The sequence below is a fragment of the Nocardioides albus genome, from assembly GCF_014648255.1.
GTDB lineage: Bacteria > Actinomycetota > Actinomycetes > Propionibacteriales > Nocardioidaceae > Nocardioides > Nocardioides albus.
Genome location: NZ_BMQT01000002.1, coordinates 460,616 through 478,093, shown reverse-complemented (window position 1 = coordinate 478,093; position 17,478 = coordinate 460,616). Strand labels below are relative to the sequence as shown.

The following is a 17,478-nucleotide window of genomic DNA, read 5'->3' as shown; positions in this document are numbered from 1 at the left end:
CTAGGTGGTCGCCGAGTCGAGCGGGATCCATTCGGTCGAGGTGGTGAACGCCGCCAGCGCCTCGGGCACCGGGGTGACCCCCAGGCCCGGTCCCGTCGGGACGGTCATGTGGCCGTCCTCGATCGTGAGCGGCTCGGTGATGTCGGTGCGGTAGAACCGGTCGGAGGCGGAGATGTCGCCGGGCAGCGTGAACCCCGGCAGCGCCCCCAGCGCCGCGTTGGCGGCGCGGCCCAGGCCGGTCTCGACCATGCCACCGCACCAGACCGCGAGCCCGTGCGCAGCGGCGAGGTCGTGGATGCGTACGGCCTCCAGGTAGCCGCCCACCCGACCGGGCTTGATGTTGATGATCGAGCAGGCGCCCAGGCTGATCGCGGCGGCGGCGGTCTGCGCCGAGACGATCGACTCGTCGAGGCAGACGGGGGTGCGGATCTGCCGGGCGAGCGTCGCGTGGCCGAGCACGTCCTCCTCCTCCAGCGGCTGCTCGATGAGCAGCAGGTCGAAGGGATCCAGCTTGGCCAGGTGGCGGGCGTCGCGCAGCGTGTAGGCGGTGTTGGCATCGACCTGCAGCGGGATGTCGCCGAACCGCTCCCGGACCGCGGCCACCGGCTCGATGTCCCAGCCCGGCTCGATCTTGAGCTTGATCCGCACGTAGCCGGCATCCAGGTAGCCGCCGACCACCTCCAGCAGCTGCGGGATCGAGTCGAAGATGCCGACCGAGACGCCGCTCGGCACCCGGTCGTGCACGGCGCCCAGCTCCCGGGCCCAGGAGCGCCCGGCCGCACGCAGCTCGGCGTCGAGCACCGCCATCTCCAGCGCGGCCTTCGCCATCCGGTGTCCCTTGAACGGATGCAGGACCTTCCCGATCGCGTACGCCCCGTGCTGCTCGAGCTCCCCGGGTGCTGCGGCCAGGGCCGGGAGCAGGAAGCGGCGGAGCACATCGGCGGTCGCCTCGACGTATTCCGAGGAGTAGAGCGGGTCAGCCATCGCGACGCACTCGCCCCAGCCCTCGCTCTGCGAGGTCACCGCCCGCAGCAGCAGGATGTCGCGCTCTGTCTGGGTGCCGAAGGAGGTCCGGAACGGCGACACCAGCGGCATCGACACCCGGCGCAGCTCCACGCCTTCCAGCTTCATTCGGTTCCTTCCGTCGGGCTGGTGTCGACCAGCAGATAGCCCTTGTCGCGGTGGAAGCCGGCGAGCCGGCCCGTCTCCAAGCCACTCAGCAGCTGCTCACGGACCTTCGTACGCCACTCCCGGGCCTGGGCGGGGTCGGTGATCCGCAGCGCCTCGATGTCGCGAGGAATCTCGACCCAGGATCCACCGGCCACGTCAGTGACCTCGGCGGGACGGCCGTCGCAGGCTGCCGCCACCTCAGGTGAGTCCAGGCGCCAGTGCACCAGGATGCGGTCGCTGGCGTCCTCGGCGTCGTTGATGCCGTCGGCCATGGAGCCGTAGAAGTCTGGGAGGTACTCCGCACTGTGCGCCCCCAGCTTGGCGAGGTTGAAGTGGGCGTTGCGCGCCACCAGCGGGTCGTAGGTCCACTCCATCAGCGTGATCCCGCGCTCCAGACACCACGCCCGCTGGTGCAGCTTGAGTGCGATACCCGCGTGCCGGCCTGCCATCGCCGGGACCACGCCGGCGATGTGGCTGTGCATCGTCCGGGCTGCCGGCACCGAGTGGAACCCGACGCAGACGCCGACCATCTCATCGCCTTCGAACGCCCCGGCGACGTAGCCCTCGGCCTTGCGCATCGCACGCATCAGCTCGGACCCGAGCGGCGGGTTCTCGGGCACTCCCCAGATGCCGGCGAGCACCTGCTCGGCCCGTTGCAGCTCGCGGATGTCGTCGAGCTCACGGACGGTGATCCGGGCGGCCGCGGCGGCCCGCTCGTATGCCCCCCACGCCTCGGTCACGGCCTGTCTCCCACGGGGACAGCCAGCAGCTCGGCCAGCAGCCCGTGCAGCAGCACCGTACGATCGACCAGCCGCTCGACCAGGACGTGCTCGTCCTCCGCGTGCGCCCCGCCGCCGACCGCGCCGAGACCGTCGAGGGTCGGCGTGCCCACCCCGGCGGCGAAGTTGCCGTCGGAGGCTCCGCCGACCGCTGCCTGTCCCGGCACCGGCAGCCCGAGCCGGGAGGCGACCGAGACCGCACGCTCGAACAGCGCCGTCGAGAGCGCCTCCTCGAGCGGTGGCCGGTTGATCCCACCGTGCACGACCAGCTTCGCATCCTCGAGCACCGGCTCCAGGGCACGGATCGCAGTGTCGACCCGCTCCTGCTCGGCCCCGCTCCAGGCGCGCACGTCGACCGTGAACCGCGCCGAGCCCGGGACGGTGTTGAGCGTCGTGCCCGCGGTCGCGGAGGTCGGGGTCACCGTCGTCCCGGCGACCGGGTCGCAGAGCGCGGCCACGGCCGGCACCTGGTGGGCCAGCTCGAGGGTCGCGTTGACACCCTTCTCCGGCTCCAGGCCGGCGTGCGCGGCGCGACCTACGACCTCGACCTCGTACATCGAGGTGCCCTTGCGCGCCGTCTTGAGCGCGCCCCCGTCCGCAGAGGCCTCGAGCACGAGCACGGCCGACGCCTCTCGTGCGGAGGCCTCGATCAGCGCACGCGACGACGGCGAGCCGAGCTCCTCGTCGCCCGTGACCAGGAGGCAGACACCTTCGGCAGAGGGCAGCGCGGCGACCGCATGGAAGGCCATGACCAGCCCGGCGAGCATGTCGAAGCAGCCCGGGCCGCGCAGGACACCGTCGGTGACGGCGTACGGGATCCGCGCCAGGGTGCCGTGCGCCCAGACCGTGTCGTGGTGACCGAGCACGAGGACGTGCGGCCCGGACCCGAATCGCCAGCGCAGATGGGTGACCCCGTCGACGACCACACGCTCCGGTGCCACGCCGAGGTGGGCGGTGCCGACGCGCGCCACGACCTCGGCCGAGCGCGCGACGGCGTCCAGGTCGGAGGATGGTGACTCGATCTCGACCAGCTCCCGGAGGTCGTCCAGAAGCCGGTCCAGATCGATCTGAGGTTGACGCATTCAGGCCTTCTTCGGGGTCGCGCGGGCGCCGAAGTGGAGGTACTCCTCGCCGGTCGGCAACGTATAGAAGCGTACGGGGAAGTAGGCCGAGGACTTGTCGGGCTTGACGGCGAAGAGCGCCTCGGCGACCGGCACCAGCTCGTGGACCTCCGGCTCGGAGGCCCCCTCGAGCTCGGCGACAGGACCGGAGACGGTCGTACGCATCACCGGCTTGCCGTCGAGGACGAGGACCTCCATCAGCACCGACTCGCGGGAGTACTCGCCGAGGAACGGAGTGATGTCGACCTCGGGCGCGTCGGCCGGGATCTCGAAGCGGTCCGGGAGGCGTACGTCGACGAGCTCGGCGAAGATCTCCTCGAAGAGGTCCTGGTAGAGCGCGATCGCGCTGGCGACGTTGGTGTTGAGCGAGACCGCGATGCCGGCCTCCGGGAGCAACCGCAGGAACGCGGCCTGGCCGATGGTGTTGCCGTCGTGGCCGATCGCGCGGGCGCCGTGCCAGTCGCAGCGGAACCAGCCCAGACCCCAGGAGTCCCCGAGGAGGTCCTTCTCCGGGCAGTCGACCTGGAAGTCGGCCATCGCCGCCACCGACTCGGCAGAGAGCACCCTGGTCCCGTCCTTCGCGACCCCACCGGTCAGGTGCATCCGGGCGAAGGCGAGCACGTCGGTGGCGGTCGCGGTGATCAGGCCCGCCGGCCCGCACGAGCGCGGCAGGCCCCAGACCGGTGCGGGAGCGGTGTCGTCGCCGGTGCCGAGGTGGCCCATGGCGAACGCGTGGACCATCGCCTCCTCCGGCAGGGTGCCGGTGCGGGTGAGGCCGAGCGGGTCGAAGAGCCGTGCCTTCATCGCCTGGTCCCAGGTCAGCCCGGTGACCACCTCGATGACCCGACCGAGCAGCACGTAGCCGGAGTTGCAGTAGGACCAGGTGGCGCCCAGCGGGTGGTTCTGGGCAGCCTCGTCCAGGCGGGCGACGTACTTCTCCAGGACGTCGTCGCCACGTCCGGTGTCGGTGAAGACGTCCCCGTCGATGCCGCTGGTGTGGGTGAGCAGGTGATGGATCGTGACCTTCTCGGTGACCTCGGGGTCGCGCAGGTCGAGGTCCTCGATGATCTCCTTGACCGGGGTGTCGAGGGCGATCTTGCCCTCGTCGACCAGCTGCATCACCACGGTCGCGGTCCAGACCTTGGAGATCGAGCCGATCTGCCAGACCGAGTCGGTCGTGGCGGGCTGGCCGGTGCCGAGGTGGAGCACTCCGGTGGCGGTGGTGAACAGCTCGTCCTCGGCGCCGTCACGGCCGAGGCGGAGGATGCCGAGCTGGGCTCCGGGGACGCCGTGCTTCTTCGTCAGCTCGGTGAGCCGGGTCAGCCAGTGAGCGGAATCGATGGTCATCAGGTCTCCTTCTTGGGGGTGTGCGAAGTCCCGCCCGGTACGGCGGCGAGAAGCTCTCGGGTGTAGTCGTGGGTCGGGTGCTCCAGCACGTCGACGGTCGGCCCGTGCTCGACGATGCGCCCCTGGCTCATCACCGCGACCGTGTCGGCCACGTAGCGCACGACTGCCAGGTTGTGGGAGATGAACAGCATCGAGAGGCCGAGCTCGCGCTGCATCTCGCGGACGAGGTTGAGTACGGCGCCCTGGACCGAGACGTCGAGGGCGGAGGTGATCTCGTCGGCGATGAGCACCTTCGGCTTCCCGGCGAGCGCCCTGGCCAGGGCGACCCGCTGCCGCTGGCCGCCGGAGAGGCTGGCGGGGCGTTGGCCGGCGCGGCCGGGGTCGAGGTGGACCAGGTCCAGGAGCCTGGCGACCTCGTTCGTCCTCTCGGCGCGCGAGGGCCGTCCGGGCATCGCCTCGGCGATGCTCTCGCCGACGCTCATCCGGGGGTCGAGGGAGGAGTACGGGTCCTGGAAGACCATCTGGACCCCGGGGTTGGTGCGCCGACCGGCCGGAACGCCGTCGACCTGGCTGTTCTCGATCACGATGTGCCCACCGCTGACCGGCACCAGCCCGACGGCCGCCTTGGCGAGCGTCGACTTTCCCGATCCCGACTCCCCCACCAGCCCGACGATCGTGCCCGCCGGCACGTCGAGGCTGACGTCGTGGAGCACCTGGGTCCGCCCGAACCGCACGCTGACCTGCTCGAACCTCAAGCTCATACCCTCACCTGCTTTTCCAGCTCGGCCGGGAGCGGCTCGCCTGCGCGCCAGCACGCGACTCCGTCGACGAGCGCCGGGTCCTCGCTCCGACACTGGTCGGTGGCGAGCGGGCACCGGGCGGCGTACGCACATCCGGGCGGGAGCGCGGCAGGATCGACCGGCTGGCCGGGGATGGTTGTCAGCGGCTCGTCCAGGGCCGTGGTCATCGACGGGACCGCCGCGACCAGCGCCCGGGTGTAGGGATGCCGGGCACCGTCACGGAGGTCGGCCGCAGCGATCTCCTCGACGATCCGGCCGGCGTACATCACCAGCACCCGGCCGCAGACCTCGCCGATGACGGAGACGTCGTGGGAGATCAGCAGCAGCGCCGTGCCGTGCTCGCGACGCACGTCCTCCAGAAGGGTCAGCACCTGCTTCTGGACGGTGACGTCGAGAGCGGTCGTCGGCTCGTCGGCGATGATCAGCCGCGGGGTGCCCATCAGGCCCATCGCGATCATGGCGCGCTGGCGCATGCCGCCGGAGAGCTCGAACGGGTAGGCGTGGGCAGCTCGTTCCGGGTCCCGCAGGTGCACCGCGCGGAGCCGGTCGACGGCCCGGGCGAGCGCGTCGCGCCACCCCAGACCCTGGTGGAAACGGCTCACCTCGGCGAGCTGTCTGCCGACCCGCATGGTCGGATTGAGCGAGGTCATCGGGTCCTGGAACACCACCGCGAGCGAGGTGCCGAGCAGATCGTCGTGGCGGTTGCCGTCGTTGAGGTCGGTGCCGCAGAAGGTGATCTCCCCGGTGACCCGGCCCGGCTCCTCCACGAGCTGGGCGACCGCCAGCGCGGTCAGCGACTTGCCCGAACCCGACTCCCCCACGATCCCGACCGCCTCGCCGGCCCGCAGCGAGAGGGAGACGCCGCGGACCGGGGTCACCGGAGCCGACGGACCGGGGAAGGCGACAGCGAGATCGCGTACGTCGAGCACGGTGTCCGCGGCAGGCGCGGATGCCGTCGAGCGGGCCGAGCGGCCCGGCACAGACCAGGCCCGAGGCCCGACGACCGGCGTGACCCCGAGTGCCCCGGCGATCGCCTCCCCGGTGAGGTTGAAGGCCAGACCGGCGACGACGACCGCGATCCCCGGCGCCAGCGCGGCGAGCGGGTGGACGTAGATCCCGGCCAGGCCGTCCTGCATCAAGCGTCCCCAGTCGTAGGCAGGCGCCTGCACACCGAGACCGAGGAACGAGAGCCCGGCGAAGGCGAGCAGCGCGCCCCCGGCGCCGATGGTCGCGTTGACCACGAGCGGCTCGGCGACGTTGGGCAGCACGTGGCGCAGCAGGATCCGCAGTCGGCTCAGGCCCGCGATCTGCGCCGCCGCGACGTAGTCGCGGGAGGCGACGCCGGCTATCAGCGTCTGGCAGAGCCGAGCGAACGTGGGGGCACCGGCGAACCCGATCGCCAGCACCGCACCACGTGCCCCGACCCCGAAGACGGTGGCCAGACACAGGACCAGGAGCAGTCCTGGGAAAGCGACCAGGATGTTGACCAGCGCCGTCACCGGTCGCCCGAGCCGCGGTCCGAGCAGCCACGGCAGCGAGCCGAGCACCAGCCCGACGCTCACCGCGATCGCCGTCGCCAGCAGGGCCAGGACGATCGAGAGCCTGGTCGCGACCAGCACCCGCATGAACAGGTCGCGGCCGAGGTTGTCGGTGCCGACCCAGTGCTCCGCCGACGGTCCGGCGAGCAGCTGATCGGTGTCGACGGCGGCCGCCCGGTCGCCGAACAGCACCGGCGCCAGGACGGCGAGCAGCAGCACCACCGCGAGCAGCGTCGCGCCGACGGCGCCGACCGGCGTACGCAGCGCCCTCATCACGCCTCCCCGATCGTCGAACGGGGATCGAGGAGCGTCAGGGCGACGTCGACGAGCGTGTTGACCACCAGCACGATGACGCCGTAGACGAGCACCGTGCCCTGCACGACCGGATAGTCCTTGGTGACGATCGACTCGACGATCTTGCTGCCCAGACCCGGCCAGGCGAAGACGTTCTCGACCAGCACCGTGCCGGCGACCATCGAGGCCAGCAGCATCCCACCGAGGGTCAGGGTCGCGGTGACCGCGTTCGGGAGCGCGTGCACCAGGTGGATCCGGCGGGCCGGGAGCCGTTTGGCCCGTGCGGTGCGGACATGGTCCGACTCCAGCACCGAGGTCATCTCGACGCGCACGATCCGGGCGAGCACCGCCGCTGGGCCGATCGCAAGGGCGAGGACGGGCAGGACGTACGAGGCGGCCCCGTCCTCCCGGCCCGCGACCGGGAGCCAACCGAGGCCGACCGCGAAGACCGCGACCAGGACCACGCCGATCAGGAAGTCGGGGATGGAGCCGATCACGACGCTGCCGGAGGCGAACCCCAGCGACGTACGCTGCCGGCGTCCGCGACGGGTCGCGACCGCCACGGCGACACCGAGCGGGACGGCGATCAGGAGGGCGAGGGCGAAGGCGAGCAGCCCGAGCGAGACGGTGGCGCCGAGCCGCCGGCCGATGGTCTCGCCGACCGGCAGCTGGGTCTGGATCGACTCCCCGAGGTCCCCGCGGAACAGGCCCCCGAGGTAGTTCAGATACTGCGTCAGCAGGGGGTCGTCGAGGCCGAGCTCGTGCCGGCGTGCCTCGACCAGGTCGGCCGGCGCCGTAGTCCCGAGCGCGGCGCGCACCGGGTCGCCCGGCACCAGATGGATCATCAGGAACGCCGCGGTCACCAGCACGAACAGCGACACCAGCAGCCGACCGCCGCGGCGGACGGTGAACCGGGTCCACCGTCCGCCGAGCCCGAGCCCGAGCCTCGGGCGGGAGGCCGTCGGTGCTTCAGCCGCCATCAGTCCCTCCCTCAACCCAGCATCCGGATGCTGGTCGGGACCACGCTGCCGACGACCTCGAGCTCGGCGCCCTGGGAGAAGAAGGGCAGCAGGTTGTTGGCGAACGGCACCACGTCGTATGCCTCGAACAGGCTCGCCTCCGCGGCCAGCCAGTCGGAGCAGCCCTCGGCGCCGTTCTTGCCCATCGCCGTCTTGACCGCGGCGTCGTAGTCGGGGTTGGCGATGCCGGCGAAGTTGTTCCCGCCCTCGGCAGGGCCCGGTCCGGAGAGGAACGGAACGATCTGGTCGGGGGTGTTGACGTTGATCGGCACCCAGGCGACGTCCCAGTCGCCGGTTCCGAAGATCGCGGTCTGGATCGCGGTCTGGTCCAGCGACTTCGCGGTCGCCTCGACGCCCACCTTCTTCCAGGCGGCCACGGCCAGCTCGGCCGCGGCGGTCCCGGCCGCGCCGACCGAGGAGTCGTGGAGGACGGTGATCGCGAGCGGCTTCCCGTCCTTGGCCCGGACCCCGTCCGCACCCGCTGCCCAGCCGGCCTCGTCGAGCGCCTTCTCGGCGGCCGCGACGTCGTCGTCGGCCAGGTTGCTCTCGACCGAGGAGCCGGTGCAGCCGGCCGGCGCGACGACGGCGAGCTGGGTGGCCGGGCCGCCCTGGCCGGCGGTGATCACCTTCTGCAGCTCGGCGAGGTCGAGCGCCTGGGTCAGCGCCGCGCGCACCGCGGGATCGGCGGTCGGGTGGCCCTCGGCGTGGTTGTACCACTGCTCCCCGACCACAGCCTGGGCGTCGACCCGGCTGACCTTCGCGGCCTCCAGCCGGGCTGCCTCCTGGCCGGTGATCGAGGCGGCGTTCAGGTCTCCGGAGAGCAGCTGGTTGGCAGCGGTGGTGTTGTTGCCGACGACCTTGGCCTCGATGGTGGCCGGGGTGCCCTTGGCCGACGCCTTGGCGCCGCCGGGTCCCCACGCGTAGTCCTCGCGGACCTCGTAGGTGTAGTGGTCACCGGGAACCGCCTCGGTCAGCGTGTAGGGGCCGGTGCCCGCGGTCCCGGCCTTCAGGCTCGCCCGGTCCGTCAGGCCGCTGTCGCACACCATCGGCAGGTGGGCGAAGGAGGCGAGCACGAACGGGGCGGGGGCGGCGAGGGTGACCGTGACCGTCTGCCCGGACGCCTTCGCGGTGGCGCCTGCCGGGATGAACACGCCCAGGAACGGGCTCTGGTTCTTCGGGTCCTCGACGTAGCTGATGTTGTCGACGACGGTCTGAGCCGTGAACTCGGCCCCGTCGGCGCAGGTCACGCCGTCCTTGATGTCGAAGGTGACGGTCGTGCCGTCCACGCTCCACTTCTCGGCGAGCTGTGCGCTCACCTCGCCCTTGGCGTCGACGCTGACCAGGGGGTCGTAGGCGAACCGGTTCAGCTGCAGCAGCGTGCTGCTCACCCCGCCCTGCGGGTCGAGGGCGCCGGGGTCCGCGGCGAGGGCCATCGTGAAGGCCTGGCCATCGACGTACGCCTTGGCTTCGGTGCCGCCCGAGCCGGAGCCGCATGCGGCCAGGCCGGCGGTGGCCAGGGACAGGGTCATGGCCAGGAGGACTGGTCTCTGAAGGGCCGGTCGAGAGCGGTGCGGCTTCATGGGGCGTACCTCTTCTTGTGCAGCTGCTCGGGTAGGGGGATCGTCAGTCGGCACGTGCGACCACGCGGCCGTAGTGGACGTACTTCGCCTTGCCGTCCGCCTCGCCGATGAAGGTGAAGACGACATGGATGCCGCGGACTGGCTCGGCGGAGATGAACGAGTCACCGTCGAGATGGACGAGGGAGAACCGCATCGGCTGCTCACCGATCTCGGCGATGATGTCCTTGGGGGTGCGCTGGAGGACGAGACCACTGGCGCCGTCCTCGGTGACCTCGATGTCGTAGATCGTGTCCGCGTAACGCCCCAGGAACCGGGCGACGTCGACCTCGGCAGGGGCGGCCGGTGGTGTGGGACGGTCGGGAAGGCGTACGCCGCCGAGCTCCTCGAGCAGGTGCGCGACGGTCGCGTTGAAGAGCCCGAAGACCTCGCCTCCGTTGGTGAGCAGGGCGATGGCCAGCCCCTGCTCCGGCACGACCCGGAGGAACGCGGCCTGGCCGATGGTGCCGCCGTCGTGGGCGACGACGGTGCCCTGAGGGGTGTCGAAGAGCTCCCAGCCGAGGCCCCAGGCGCTGCCCATCCCGGAGAGCAGCGGCAGCTCGACCTGACGCTCGCGCATCGCCTCGACGCCGGTGGCGGAGAGCACCTGGGTCCCGTCCGGCGCGGTGCCCTGGTCGAGGTGCATCCGGACGAACCCGAGCAGGTCGCTCGCGGTCATCGCGAGCATCGAGCCGGCCGGCGCGTTGGAGCGGGCCAGTGCCCAGGTCGGCGCCGCCTGCGGGGTGCCGTCCTCGTCGGCATGTGACCGGTGGCGGCACGATGCAGGATCGCTTCGTACGGGCTCGGAGAGACGCTCGTGAGGCCGAGCGGGCGCGCGATCCGATCGAGGAGCACCTGGTCGTAGGGCTGATCGCGCAGCACCTCGACCAGCCGGCCGAGCACGACGAACCCGGTGTTGTTGTAGGAGAACGTCTCCCCGGGTGCGAACAGCTGCGGAAGATCGGTCAAGGAGGCGACATAGCGCTCCACGGCGTCCTCGCCGCGCCCGGTGTCGGTGAAGATGTCGCCCTCGAAGCCGGCGGTGTGGCTGAGCAGCTGCCGGGTCGTGATCGCCTCGCCTGCCGCACGGTCGCCGATGACGAGCTCGGGCAGGTAGTCGCGCACCGGGCGGTCCAGGTCGAGGAGACCCTCGTCGACCAGCTGCATCACCAGCGTCGTGGTCCAGATCTTGGTGACCGAGCCGATCTGGAAGACGGTCTCGGTGTCGACCTCGACGCCGGTGGCCAGGCTGGTCACGCCGGCGGCCGCGGTGATCACCTGTTCCCCGGCCAGCACGGCGATCGAGGCGCCCGGCACACCGTGCTCGGCGACGAGCTCGGCAAAGCTCTCCTGCAGGAACCGGGCGCCCTCCGAATGGGGCCGCGGGCGGGTCTGGTCGTGGGGCATGCCGAAACCGTAGGGAGTCCCGGGGGTGTGCGTGTTCGTCCCATCGGACAGTCGAGCGGCCAGGCTGTTGTCCGATCGCACAATGGCCCACGGTGGCGGTCGACGGTTGGATGGCCGTGTGCTGATTCTCCGCGGAGGCCTGGTGGCCGACCCCCGAACAGGGACAGAGCAGGTGGCCGACGTGGCCGTCTCCGACGGGTCCGTGGTGGCCGTCGGGAGCGTGCCCGATGACCCGAGCGCCGAGGTGATCGACGTGACCGGGCTGGTCGTCGGACCTGGGTTCATCGACCTGCACAGTCACGTCCACTCGATCGCCGGGCAGCGGCTCCAGGCGATGGACGGGGTCACCACCACCCTCGACCTGGAGGCCGGGCTGCTCCCCATCGAGCTCGCCTACGCGCGCGCCGCGGCCGACGGCCGGGTGCTCCACTACGGCTTCTCCGCCTCCTGGGGTGACGCGCGTGCCGTCGCTCACCTGGGGATGGCGCCGGAGGCCGATCTGGAAGCCTCGTTGTCCATGCTCGGCGACCCGGCGTGGCAGCGTACGTCCTCGGCCGCGGAGCGGCACGCGTGGCTCGAGCTGCTCGAGTCGGAGCTGGCCGCAGGAGCACTCGGGATCGGGGTGCTGATGGGCTATGCGCCGCGCTCGGACCCTGCCGAGTTCCTCGACGTCGCCCGGCTCGCCGCGAGCACCGGGACGGCGACCTTCACCCACGTCCGCGAGATCGTCGAGGCCGACCCCACCACCCCGGTCGACGGTGCCGAGGAGATCACCCGGGCCGCCGCCGAGACCGGCGCCCGGATGCACCACTGCCACGTCAACAGCACCTCCCGCCGACACGTCGACCGTGTCCTCGGCCTGCTGGACGGCTCGCGCTCGGCCGGCTCGGACGTGACCGTCGAGGCCTACCCGTACGGCGCCGGCTCCACCGCGATCGGCGCGTTCTTCCTGGCCCCCGAACGCCTCGGCGCCTGGGGACTGGTGCCGTCCTCGATCACGATGGTGAGCACCGGCGAGCGGATCGCCTCGCTGGCGCGCCTGACCGAGCTGCGCGCCACCGACCCGGGGGCTGTCTGCGTGGTCCTCTTCCTCGACGAGGACTCCCCTGCCGACAACGCCATGCTCCAGCGCGCCCTCGCCTTCCCGGACGCGATCGTCGCCAGCGACGCCATGCGGGTCGAGTGGCCCGGCGGCGTCGTCGACACCCGCGAGTGGCCGCTGCCTCCGGGAGGCCAGACCCATCCTCGCACCGCGGGCACCTATGCCCGCTCGCTGCGCCGTATGGTGCGCGAGACCGGTGCTTGGACCTGGTCGGAGGCCTTTCGCCGCTGCGCCTATCTACCGGCCCAGGTGCTCGCCCCGTTCACCCCCGCGATGCGCACCAAGGGGTATCTGGCGCCGGGCGCCGACGCCGACCTCGTCGTCCTCTCCCCTGACCAGATCACCGACCGGGCCACCTACCTGGACCCGACCCGGCCCTCGACCGGTGTCGTCCATCTCCTGGTCGACGGCACCTTCGTCGTCCGCGACGGCGCCCTGGACACCACCGCCTATCCCGGCCGGCCCGTACGCCGCTGACCGGCCGACCGACGGGCTACGCCTTCGGCGCCAGCAGCATCGGCATCAGCTCGACCACCCGGGTCCTCAGTTCCTCGAGGGCACCGTCACGTCCGTTGAGGTGGCCCAGCAGAGCCTGCTGGAAGATGCCGTCGAACATCCCGTACGCCACCGGCGAGGCGAGCGCAGGCTGGGTCTCGGCGAGCTCGGCATAGCGGGCCAGGACCCGGGCGATCATGTCCTCGAGACTCTGGTCGATCTGGGTGACGGCCTCGCGCAGGCTCTCCTCGAACATCGACTGCGAGCGCAGGTCGTACCAGAGCCGGTGCATCGGGGCTTCCTCGACGATGGTCTCGACGAGCTTGTCAGCGAACCGCTCGACCAGGTCGCCGGGTGAGGTCGCCTCGGCCACGACGCCGTCGTAGCGGTGGACGCAGGTCTGCTTGTAGTAGCGCACGCAGTAGACGATGAGCTCGAGCTTGTCGTGGAAGTAGTAGTGCACGACGCCGTGGCTGAACTCGGAGTTGTTGGCGATCTCGCGCAGGCTGGCCCGGGCATAGCCCAGGTCCCCCAACGTACGCAGCGCCGACTCGGCGAGCGCCTTGCGGCGTTCGTCGTGCTTGTCGGCGGGCGTGCGGCGAGACGCCTTGGGAGCGGCGACCTGGGTCATGGGCCGCACGATACTCCTCCGGCACCCCTCGCGGACCCGGCCGTTCCATTTTCTGGTCAACTGTCAAAAGAAATCTTGACACTTGTCAAGATCCGCGATTGTCTGTGAGTCACATCACAGCGATGAAGGAGTCACAGATGACCGATCTGAGCGGACGGACAGCGCTCGTCACCGGCGGGGCCCAGGGCCTCGGCGAAGGGATGGCCCGCGCCCTCGCCGCGGCCGGCGCGAAGGTCGCCGTCGCTGACGTGCAGGACGACCTCGGCGCCAAGGTGGCCGAGTCGATCGGAGGGGTCTTCGTGCACCTCGACGTCACCGACGACGCCTCCTGGGAAGCGGGCGCGGCCGCCGCGGTCGCCGGCCTGGGCGGTCTCGACATCCTGGTCAACAACGCCGGCGTGGAGGTCACCAGCCTGGTGACCGAGCTCGACCCCGCCGATGTGAAGAAGATGCTCGAGGTCAACGTGCTCGGCACGGCCCTCGGCCTCAAGCACGGCCTGCGTACGATGCGGCCCGACGGCGCTGCCGGCAAGGGCGGCGTGATCGTCAACATCGCCTCCGTCGCGGCGACCATCGCCTTCCCCGGCATCTCGGTCTACTCGGCCACCAAGAGCGCCGTCGACCGGCTGACCCGGGTGGCGGCGATGGAGAGCGGCAAGCTCGGGTATGGCGTACGCGTCAACTGCCTCTACCCCGGGCTGGTCCCGACCGAGATGGGCGCCGGGCTGGCCAACGACGTTGCCCAGCTCGGTCTCTTCGAGTCTCCGGAGGCGGCTGTCGGCGGGGTCATCGAGCTGACCCCCTCGGGACGTCTCGGCACGGTCGAGGACATGGCCAACGCGGTCGTCTTCCTGGCCTCCGACCAGGCGGCCTTCGTCAACGGCGTCGGCCTCGCGGTCGACGGCGGAATGGGGATGTGACATGAGCGAGCAGAAGAAGCCCGTCGTCGTCTACGGCGCCTCCGGCTACACCGGCCGGCTGGTGTGCGAATACCTGCGCGAGCTCGGAGTGCCGTTCGTGGCCGCCGGCCGCTCCAAGGACAAGCTGGTCGCCTCGATGGCCGCCAACGTGCCCGGCATCGAGACCGCCGACTACGAGATCGCCGAGGTCGAGCACTCTGTCGAAGCGCTCACCGAGCTGTTCACCGGCGCGAAGGTGGTCCTCAACACCGTCGGGCCGTTCTCCCAGTACGGTCCCGATGTCGTGGAGGCGGCCCTGGCGGCGGGAGTCCACTACACCGACACCACCGGCGAGCAGGACTGGCTGATCACCTGCGACGAGACGTACGGCGCCGACTTCGCGGACGAGGGCCTGCTGCTCGCGCCCGGGATCGCGCAGATGTACACCACCGGCGAGATCGCCGCCGAGATCTGCCTCGAGCAGCCCGGCCTCGACACCCTCGACATCGCGGTCTTCTGGGGTGGCTCCCCCACGATCGCCTCGACCCGCACGATCCTGGTCAACGCGGCGACCTCGAAGGCGCACTACCTCGAGCAGAACGCGTACGTCGAGTTCGACCCCACCGCCGGGCTGGTCCCGCTGGTGGTGCCGGGCCAGCACGAGCTGGCGCTCTCGCTGCCGTGGGGCGGCACCTCGCACCCGGTCTGGTACCGACGCGACCCGAAGGTGGCCAGCTGCAAGGCCCAGGGCGGCGTCTTCAACGCCGCGCTGATGAACGGGGTTCCGCAGATCGTCGCGGGTGCCCTGGAGGCGACCAAGGACATGGACGCCGAGCAGCGCGACGAGGCGCTGACCGCCACCGCGGCCCAGGTGATGAACCAGATGCCGCCGCGGGAGAACCCGCGCCTGAACAAGTCGCTCGACTCGGTGCACGCCTCCGGCCCGCTCGGACGCGCGCACTGCGTCATCCACGGCAACCAGAACTACAAGCAGACCGGGCTGCTGCAGGCGTACGTCGCCTACTCGCTGCTGCAGCAGCCGCCGCGCCGGGTCGGTTTCGCCTCCGGCTGCCAGGCGTTCGGCCACCGTGAGCTTCTCGGCCAGCTGCAGGCGTTCGGCCTGGTCGCGGAGCCGGTCGTCACCCGGCAGCGGAACTGAGGAGGCGCCCGGATGCGGCTCGTCGACTACCTCGACAAGGGCGCCTCCCTCGGCGGGGACGCTCCCTGTCTCGTCTGCGGCGAGGACACCTGGACGTACGCCGAGGTCGTCGACCTCTCGAACCGCGTCGCCGCGGGCCTTCGGGACCGCGGCGTCGCACCGGGCGCGAAGGTGGCCATCTTGTCGGCCAACGACCCGGTCGCCTTCGCCTCGGTCTTCGGCATCAGTCGCGCAGGGGGCGTCTGGTGTCCGATCAACCCACGCAGCGAGGCCGCGGAGAACCGGGAGCTCCTCGAGCTCTTCGGCTGCTCGGCGCTGATCTTCCAGTCGGCCTTCGCCGCGCTGGTCGACCAGATCCGCTCGGACCTGCCGGAGCTGACCACACTGGTCTGCCTCGACGGGTCCTACGACTGGGCGCTGACGTGGGACGAGTTCGCCCCGCCGGCGACTGAGCCGGTCGAGGCGCACGAGCCCCCCGGTGCCGACGACCTCGCGATGGTCGTCGGCACCGGGGGCACCACCGGGCGCCCCAAGGGCGTCATGCTCACCGGCACCAACCTGGAGTCGATGTCGGCGATCACCCTGATGGCCTACCCGTGGCCCGCCGCCCCGGAACGGCCGACCTACCTCGCCCTCGCACCGCTCACCCACGCCGCCGGAGTGCTCTGCTTCCCGGTGCTGTGCTTGGGCGGCAAGATCGTCGTGATGCGTACTCCCGATGTGGGGGCCTTCCTCGAGCACATCGAGCGGGAGCGGGTCACCCACACGTTCCTGCCACCGACGTTGATCTACCTGGTGCTGGACCATCCGGCGCTGCCCTCTTCAGACCTGAGGTCGCTGCGCTGCTTCTGGTACGGCGCGGCGCCGATGTCGGCGACGCGACTCGAGGAGGCGCTCACCCGGATCGGGCCGGTGATGGCGCAGCTGTTCGGGCAGACCGAGGCGCCGATGATGATCGCGACCATGTCGCCCGCCGACCACTTCCACGGCGACGGGACCGTCGCCACCGAACGGCTCTCCTCGGCCGGTCGGCCCGCGCCCCTGGTGACCGTGTCGATCATGGGCGAGCGCGGTGCGCTGCTCGGATCCGGGGAGCGTGGCGAGATCGTCGTACGCAGCTCCCTGGTCATGCGCGGCTACCTCGACAACCCCGAGGCCACCGCCGAGGCGAGCGCACACGGCTGGCACCACACCGGCGACATCGGCTTCCTCGACGAAGACGGCTTCCTGCACATCGTCGACCGCGCCAAGGACATGGTCATCACAGGTGGCTTCAACGTCTACTCGACCGAGGTCGAGCAGGCGCTGATGACCCACCCCGCCGTCGCCGACTGCGCCGTGGTCGGCTTGCCTGACGAGAAGTGGGGCGAGCGCGTCACCGCCGTCATCCTCCCCCGGCCCGGCGCCGCGGTCGACGTCGCCGAGCTCAAGGCGTACGTCAAGGAGCGGATCGGCGCGGTCAAGACCCCCAAGCAGATCGAGGTGTGGCCGGATCTGCCGCGCTCGAAGGTCGGCAAGGTGCTCAAGACCGAGATCAAGAAGGAGCTGATCGGGCCGTAGCCGCTGAGTCCCTCGGGAACGTGGAGGCTTCGGCTGCGTATGCCACCATCCAGCTCGGCTCGATGGTGGCGTAGACGACGCCCGGCCCGTCCCAGGTCTGCGGGTCCGAGCCGTAGTACTCGGTGAAGAAGGCGTTGTAGTCCTCGAACTCCGGCCCCTCGGAGACCACGTGCGCCTTGCCGTGGGTGAAGACGCCGATGCGCTCGCCGTCGACGTAGGTGGCGCTCACCGCCGGTCGGGCGAGCATGTGCTTGGCCTTGGCGGCGGTGGGAGCGGTCCCGAACAGCCAGCGACCGTTGCGGAAGTGGCCGTCGACGCAGCTGGTCCGCGGTTCGCCTGCTGCGGTCACGGTGGCCAGCACCAAGACCTTCATGCCCGTCAGCTCGGTCACGAGCTGACGGGCATCGAGGCGGCTCTCGTCGTTGACGATTCCGGTCAGATGGCCGTTCGCGCGGCCGATCGAGGCGTCCAGGAGGCGTTGCAGGTCGGTGATCTCTTCGTCTGTCTCGTGCACACGAGAAGTCTCACACCGCCCGCCTCC

General features: G+C 71.0%; 16 protein-coding genes. 4 read left to right on the top strand and 12 right to left on the bottom strand.

What is annotated here, in order from left to right; all coding sequences use genetic code 11:
* The 10 genes from menC to IEY84_RS26625 form a co-directional block, all read right to left on the bottom strand.
* A complete protein-coding gene (gene menC / locus IEY84_RS05525) occupies positions 1-1,131 on the bottom strand; it encodes an o-succinylbenzoate synthase (RefSeq protein ID WP_183544789.1) in 1,131 nt (376 codons plus the stop codon).
* Entirely contained in the window at positions 1,128-1,910 is a 783-nt protein-coding gene (locus IEY84_RS05520; protein ID WP_183544791.1) for a GNAT family N-acetyltransferase, read from the bottom strand. The genes menC and IEY84_RS05520 overlap by 4 nt, the downstream gene beginning before the upstream one ends.
* Complete coding sequence (locus tag IEY84_RS05515; protein WP_221208733.1) at positions 1,907-3,031, bottom strand: M20 family metallopeptidase; 1,125 nt, start codon at positions 3,029-3,031, stop codon at positions 1,907-1,909. Before IEY84_RS05515 ends, IEY84_RS05520 begins: the two co-directional genes overlap by 4 nt.
* Positions 3,032-4,417, bottom strand: coding sequence for a serine hydrolase domain-containing protein (locus tag IEY84_RS05510; RefSeq protein ID WP_183544793.1), 1,386 nt, complete (start codon positions 4,415-4,417; stop codon positions 3,032-3,034).
* Complete coding sequence (locus IEY84_RS05505) at positions 4,417-5,178, bottom strand: ABC transporter ATP-binding protein (RefSeq protein ID WP_183544795.1); 762 nt, start codon at positions 5,176-5,178, stop codon at positions 4,417-4,419. The genes IEY84_RS05510 and IEY84_RS05505 overlap by 1 nt, the downstream gene beginning before the upstream one ends.
* On the bottom strand, positions 5,175-7,028 hold the full coding sequence (locus IEY84_RS05500; protein ID WP_183544797.1) for a dipeptide/oligopeptide/nickel ABC transporter permease/ATP-binding protein: 1,854 nt from the start codon (positions 7,026-7,028) through the stop codon (positions 5,175-5,177). Before IEY84_RS05500 ends, IEY84_RS05505 begins: the two co-directional genes overlap by 4 nt.
* Entirely contained in the window at positions 7,028-8,029 is a 1,002-nt protein-coding gene (locus IEY84_RS05495; protein ID WP_183544799.1) for an ABC transporter permease, read from the bottom strand. The genes IEY84_RS05500 and IEY84_RS05495 overlap by 1 nt, the downstream gene beginning before the upstream one ends.
* 11 nt (positions 8,030-8,040) lie before the next feature.
* The gene (locus IEY84_RS05490) at positions 8,041-9,597 is read right to left on the bottom strand and encodes an ABC transporter substrate-binding protein (protein ID WP_183544801.1); all 1,557 of its coding nucleotides are present in this window, start codon (positions 9,595-9,597) and stop codon (positions 8,041-8,043) included.
* 94 nt (positions 9,598-9,691) lie between these two features.
* Positions 9,692-10,363: a serine hydrolase domain-containing protein gene (locus IEY84_RS26630; RefSeq protein WP_229788375.1), complete on the bottom strand. Its 672-nt coding sequence runs from the start codon at positions 10,361-10,363 to the stop codon at positions 9,692-9,694.
* Complete coding sequence (locus IEY84_RS26625; protein ID WP_229788373.1) at positions 10,360-11,091, bottom strand: serine hydrolase domain-containing protein; 732 nt, start codon at positions 11,089-11,091, stop codon at positions 10,360-10,362. Before IEY84_RS26625 ends, IEY84_RS26630 begins: the two co-directional genes overlap by 4 nt.
* Positions 11,092-11,173: 82 nt before the next feature.
* Between IEY84_RS26625 and IEY84_RS05480 the strand changes: the two genes are divergently transcribed.
* Positions 11,174-12,670 carry an amidohydrolase family protein gene (locus tag IEY84_RS05480; RefSeq protein ID WP_183544803.1) on the top strand — a complete coding sequence of 499 codons (1,497 nt, stop codon included), beginning with the start codon at positions 11,174-11,176 and terminating at the stop codon, positions 12,668-12,670.
* Positions 12,671-12,686: 16 nt separating this feature from the next.
* Here IEY84_RS05480 and IEY84_RS05475 read toward each other — a convergent pair whose 3' ends face one another.
* Positions 12,687-13,319: a TetR/AcrR family transcriptional regulator gene (locus tag IEY84_RS05475; protein WP_183544805.1), complete on the bottom strand. Its 633-nt coding sequence runs from the start codon at positions 13,317-13,319 to the stop codon at positions 12,687-12,689.
* Positions 13,320-13,456: 137 nt separating this feature from the next.
* On the opposite strand from IEY84_RS05475, the gene IEY84_RS05470 reads away from it, so the two are divergent.
* From IEY84_RS05470 to IEY84_RS05460, 3 genes are read left to right on the top strand one after another with little or no spacing between them, the layout of a single operon-like run.
* A complete protein-coding gene (locus tag IEY84_RS05470) occupies positions 13,457-14,239 on the top strand; it encodes an SDR family NAD(P)-dependent oxidoreductase (protein WP_183544807.1) in 783 nt (260 codons plus the stop codon).
* 1 nt (position 14,240) lies between these two features.
* Positions 14,241-15,377, top strand: a complete 1,137-nt coding sequence (locus IEY84_RS05465) for a DUF5938 domain-containing protein (protein WP_183544809.1) — start codon at positions 14,241-14,243, stop codon at positions 15,375-15,377.
* A 12-nt stretch (positions 15,378-15,389) separates the two neighbouring features.
* Positions 15,390-16,937, top strand: coding sequence for an acyl-CoA synthetase (locus IEY84_RS05460; RefSeq protein ID WP_183544811.1), 1,548 nt, complete (start codon positions 15,390-15,392; stop codon positions 16,935-16,937).
* Here IEY84_RS05460 and IEY84_RS05455 read toward each other — a convergent pair.
* The gene (locus IEY84_RS05455) at positions 16,912-17,451 is read right to left on the bottom strand and encodes a pyridoxamine 5'-phosphate oxidase family protein (RefSeq protein WP_183544813.1); all 540 of its coding nucleotides are present in this window, start codon (positions 17,449-17,451) and stop codon (positions 16,912-16,914) included. The two genes, IEY84_RS05460 and IEY84_RS05455, sit on opposite strands and share 26 nt — an antisense overlap.
* Positions 17,452-17,478: the final 27 nt, after the last annotated feature.

Excerpts from the sequence above, each read along its gene's own strand:
- menC (WP_183544789.1), bottom strand. The coding sequence starts at position 1,131 with ATGAAGCTGGAAGGCGTGGAGCTGCGCCGGGTGTCGATGCCGCTGGTG.
- IEY84_RS05515 (WP_221208733.1), bottom strand. The coding sequence starts at position 3,031 with ATGCGTCAACCTCAGATCGATCTGGACCGGCTTCTGGACGACCTCCGG.
- IEY84_RS05510 (WP_183544793.1), bottom strand. The coding sequence starts at position 4,417 with ATGACCATCGATTCCGCTCACTGGCTGACCCGGCTCACCGAGCTGACG.
- IEY84_RS05505 (WP_183544795.1), bottom strand. The coding sequence starts at position 5,178 with ATGAGCTTGAGGTTCGAGCAGGTCAGCGTGCGGTTCGGGCGGACCCAG.
- IEY84_RS05500 (WP_183544797.1), bottom strand. The coding sequence starts at position 7,028 with ATGAGGGCGCTGCGTACGCCGGTCGGCGCCGTCGGCGCGACGCTGCTC.
- IEY84_RS05495 (WP_183544799.1), bottom strand. The coding sequence starts at position 8,029 with ATGGCGGCTGAAGCACCGACGGCCTCCCGCCCGAGGCTCGGGCTCGGG.
- IEY84_RS05490 (WP_183544801.1), bottom strand. The coding sequence starts at position 9,597 with ATGACCCTGTCCCTGGCCACCGCCGGCCTGGCCGCATGCGGCTCCGGC.
- IEY84_RS26630 (WP_229788375.1), bottom strand. The coding sequence starts at position 10,363 with ATGACCGCGAGCGACCTGCTCGGGTTCGTCCGGATGCACCTCGACCAG.
- IEY84_RS26625 (WP_229788373.1), bottom strand. The coding sequence starts at position 11,091 with ATGCCCCACGACCAGACCCGCCCGCGGCCCCATTCGGAGGGCGCCCGG.
- IEY84_RS05480 (WP_183544803.1), top strand. The coding sequence starts at position 11,174 with ATGGCCCACGGTGGCGGTCGACGGTTGGATGGCCGTGTGCTGATTCTC.
- IEY84_RS05475 (WP_183544805.1), bottom strand. The coding sequence starts at position 13,319 with ATGACCCAGGTCGCCGCTCCCAAGGCGTCTCGCCGCACGCCCGCCGAC.
- IEY84_RS05470 (WP_183544807.1), top strand. The coding sequence starts at position 13,457 with ATGACCGATCTGAGCGGACGGACAGCGCTCGTCACCGGCGGGGCCCAG.
- IEY84_RS05465 (WP_183544809.1), top strand. The coding sequence starts at position 14,241 with ATGAGCGAGCAGAAGAAGCCCGTCGTCGTCTACGGCGCCTCCGGCTAC.
- IEY84_RS05460 (WP_183544811.1), top strand. The coding sequence starts at position 15,390 with ATGCGGCTCGTCGACTACCTCGACAAGGGCGCCTCCCTCGGCGGGGAC.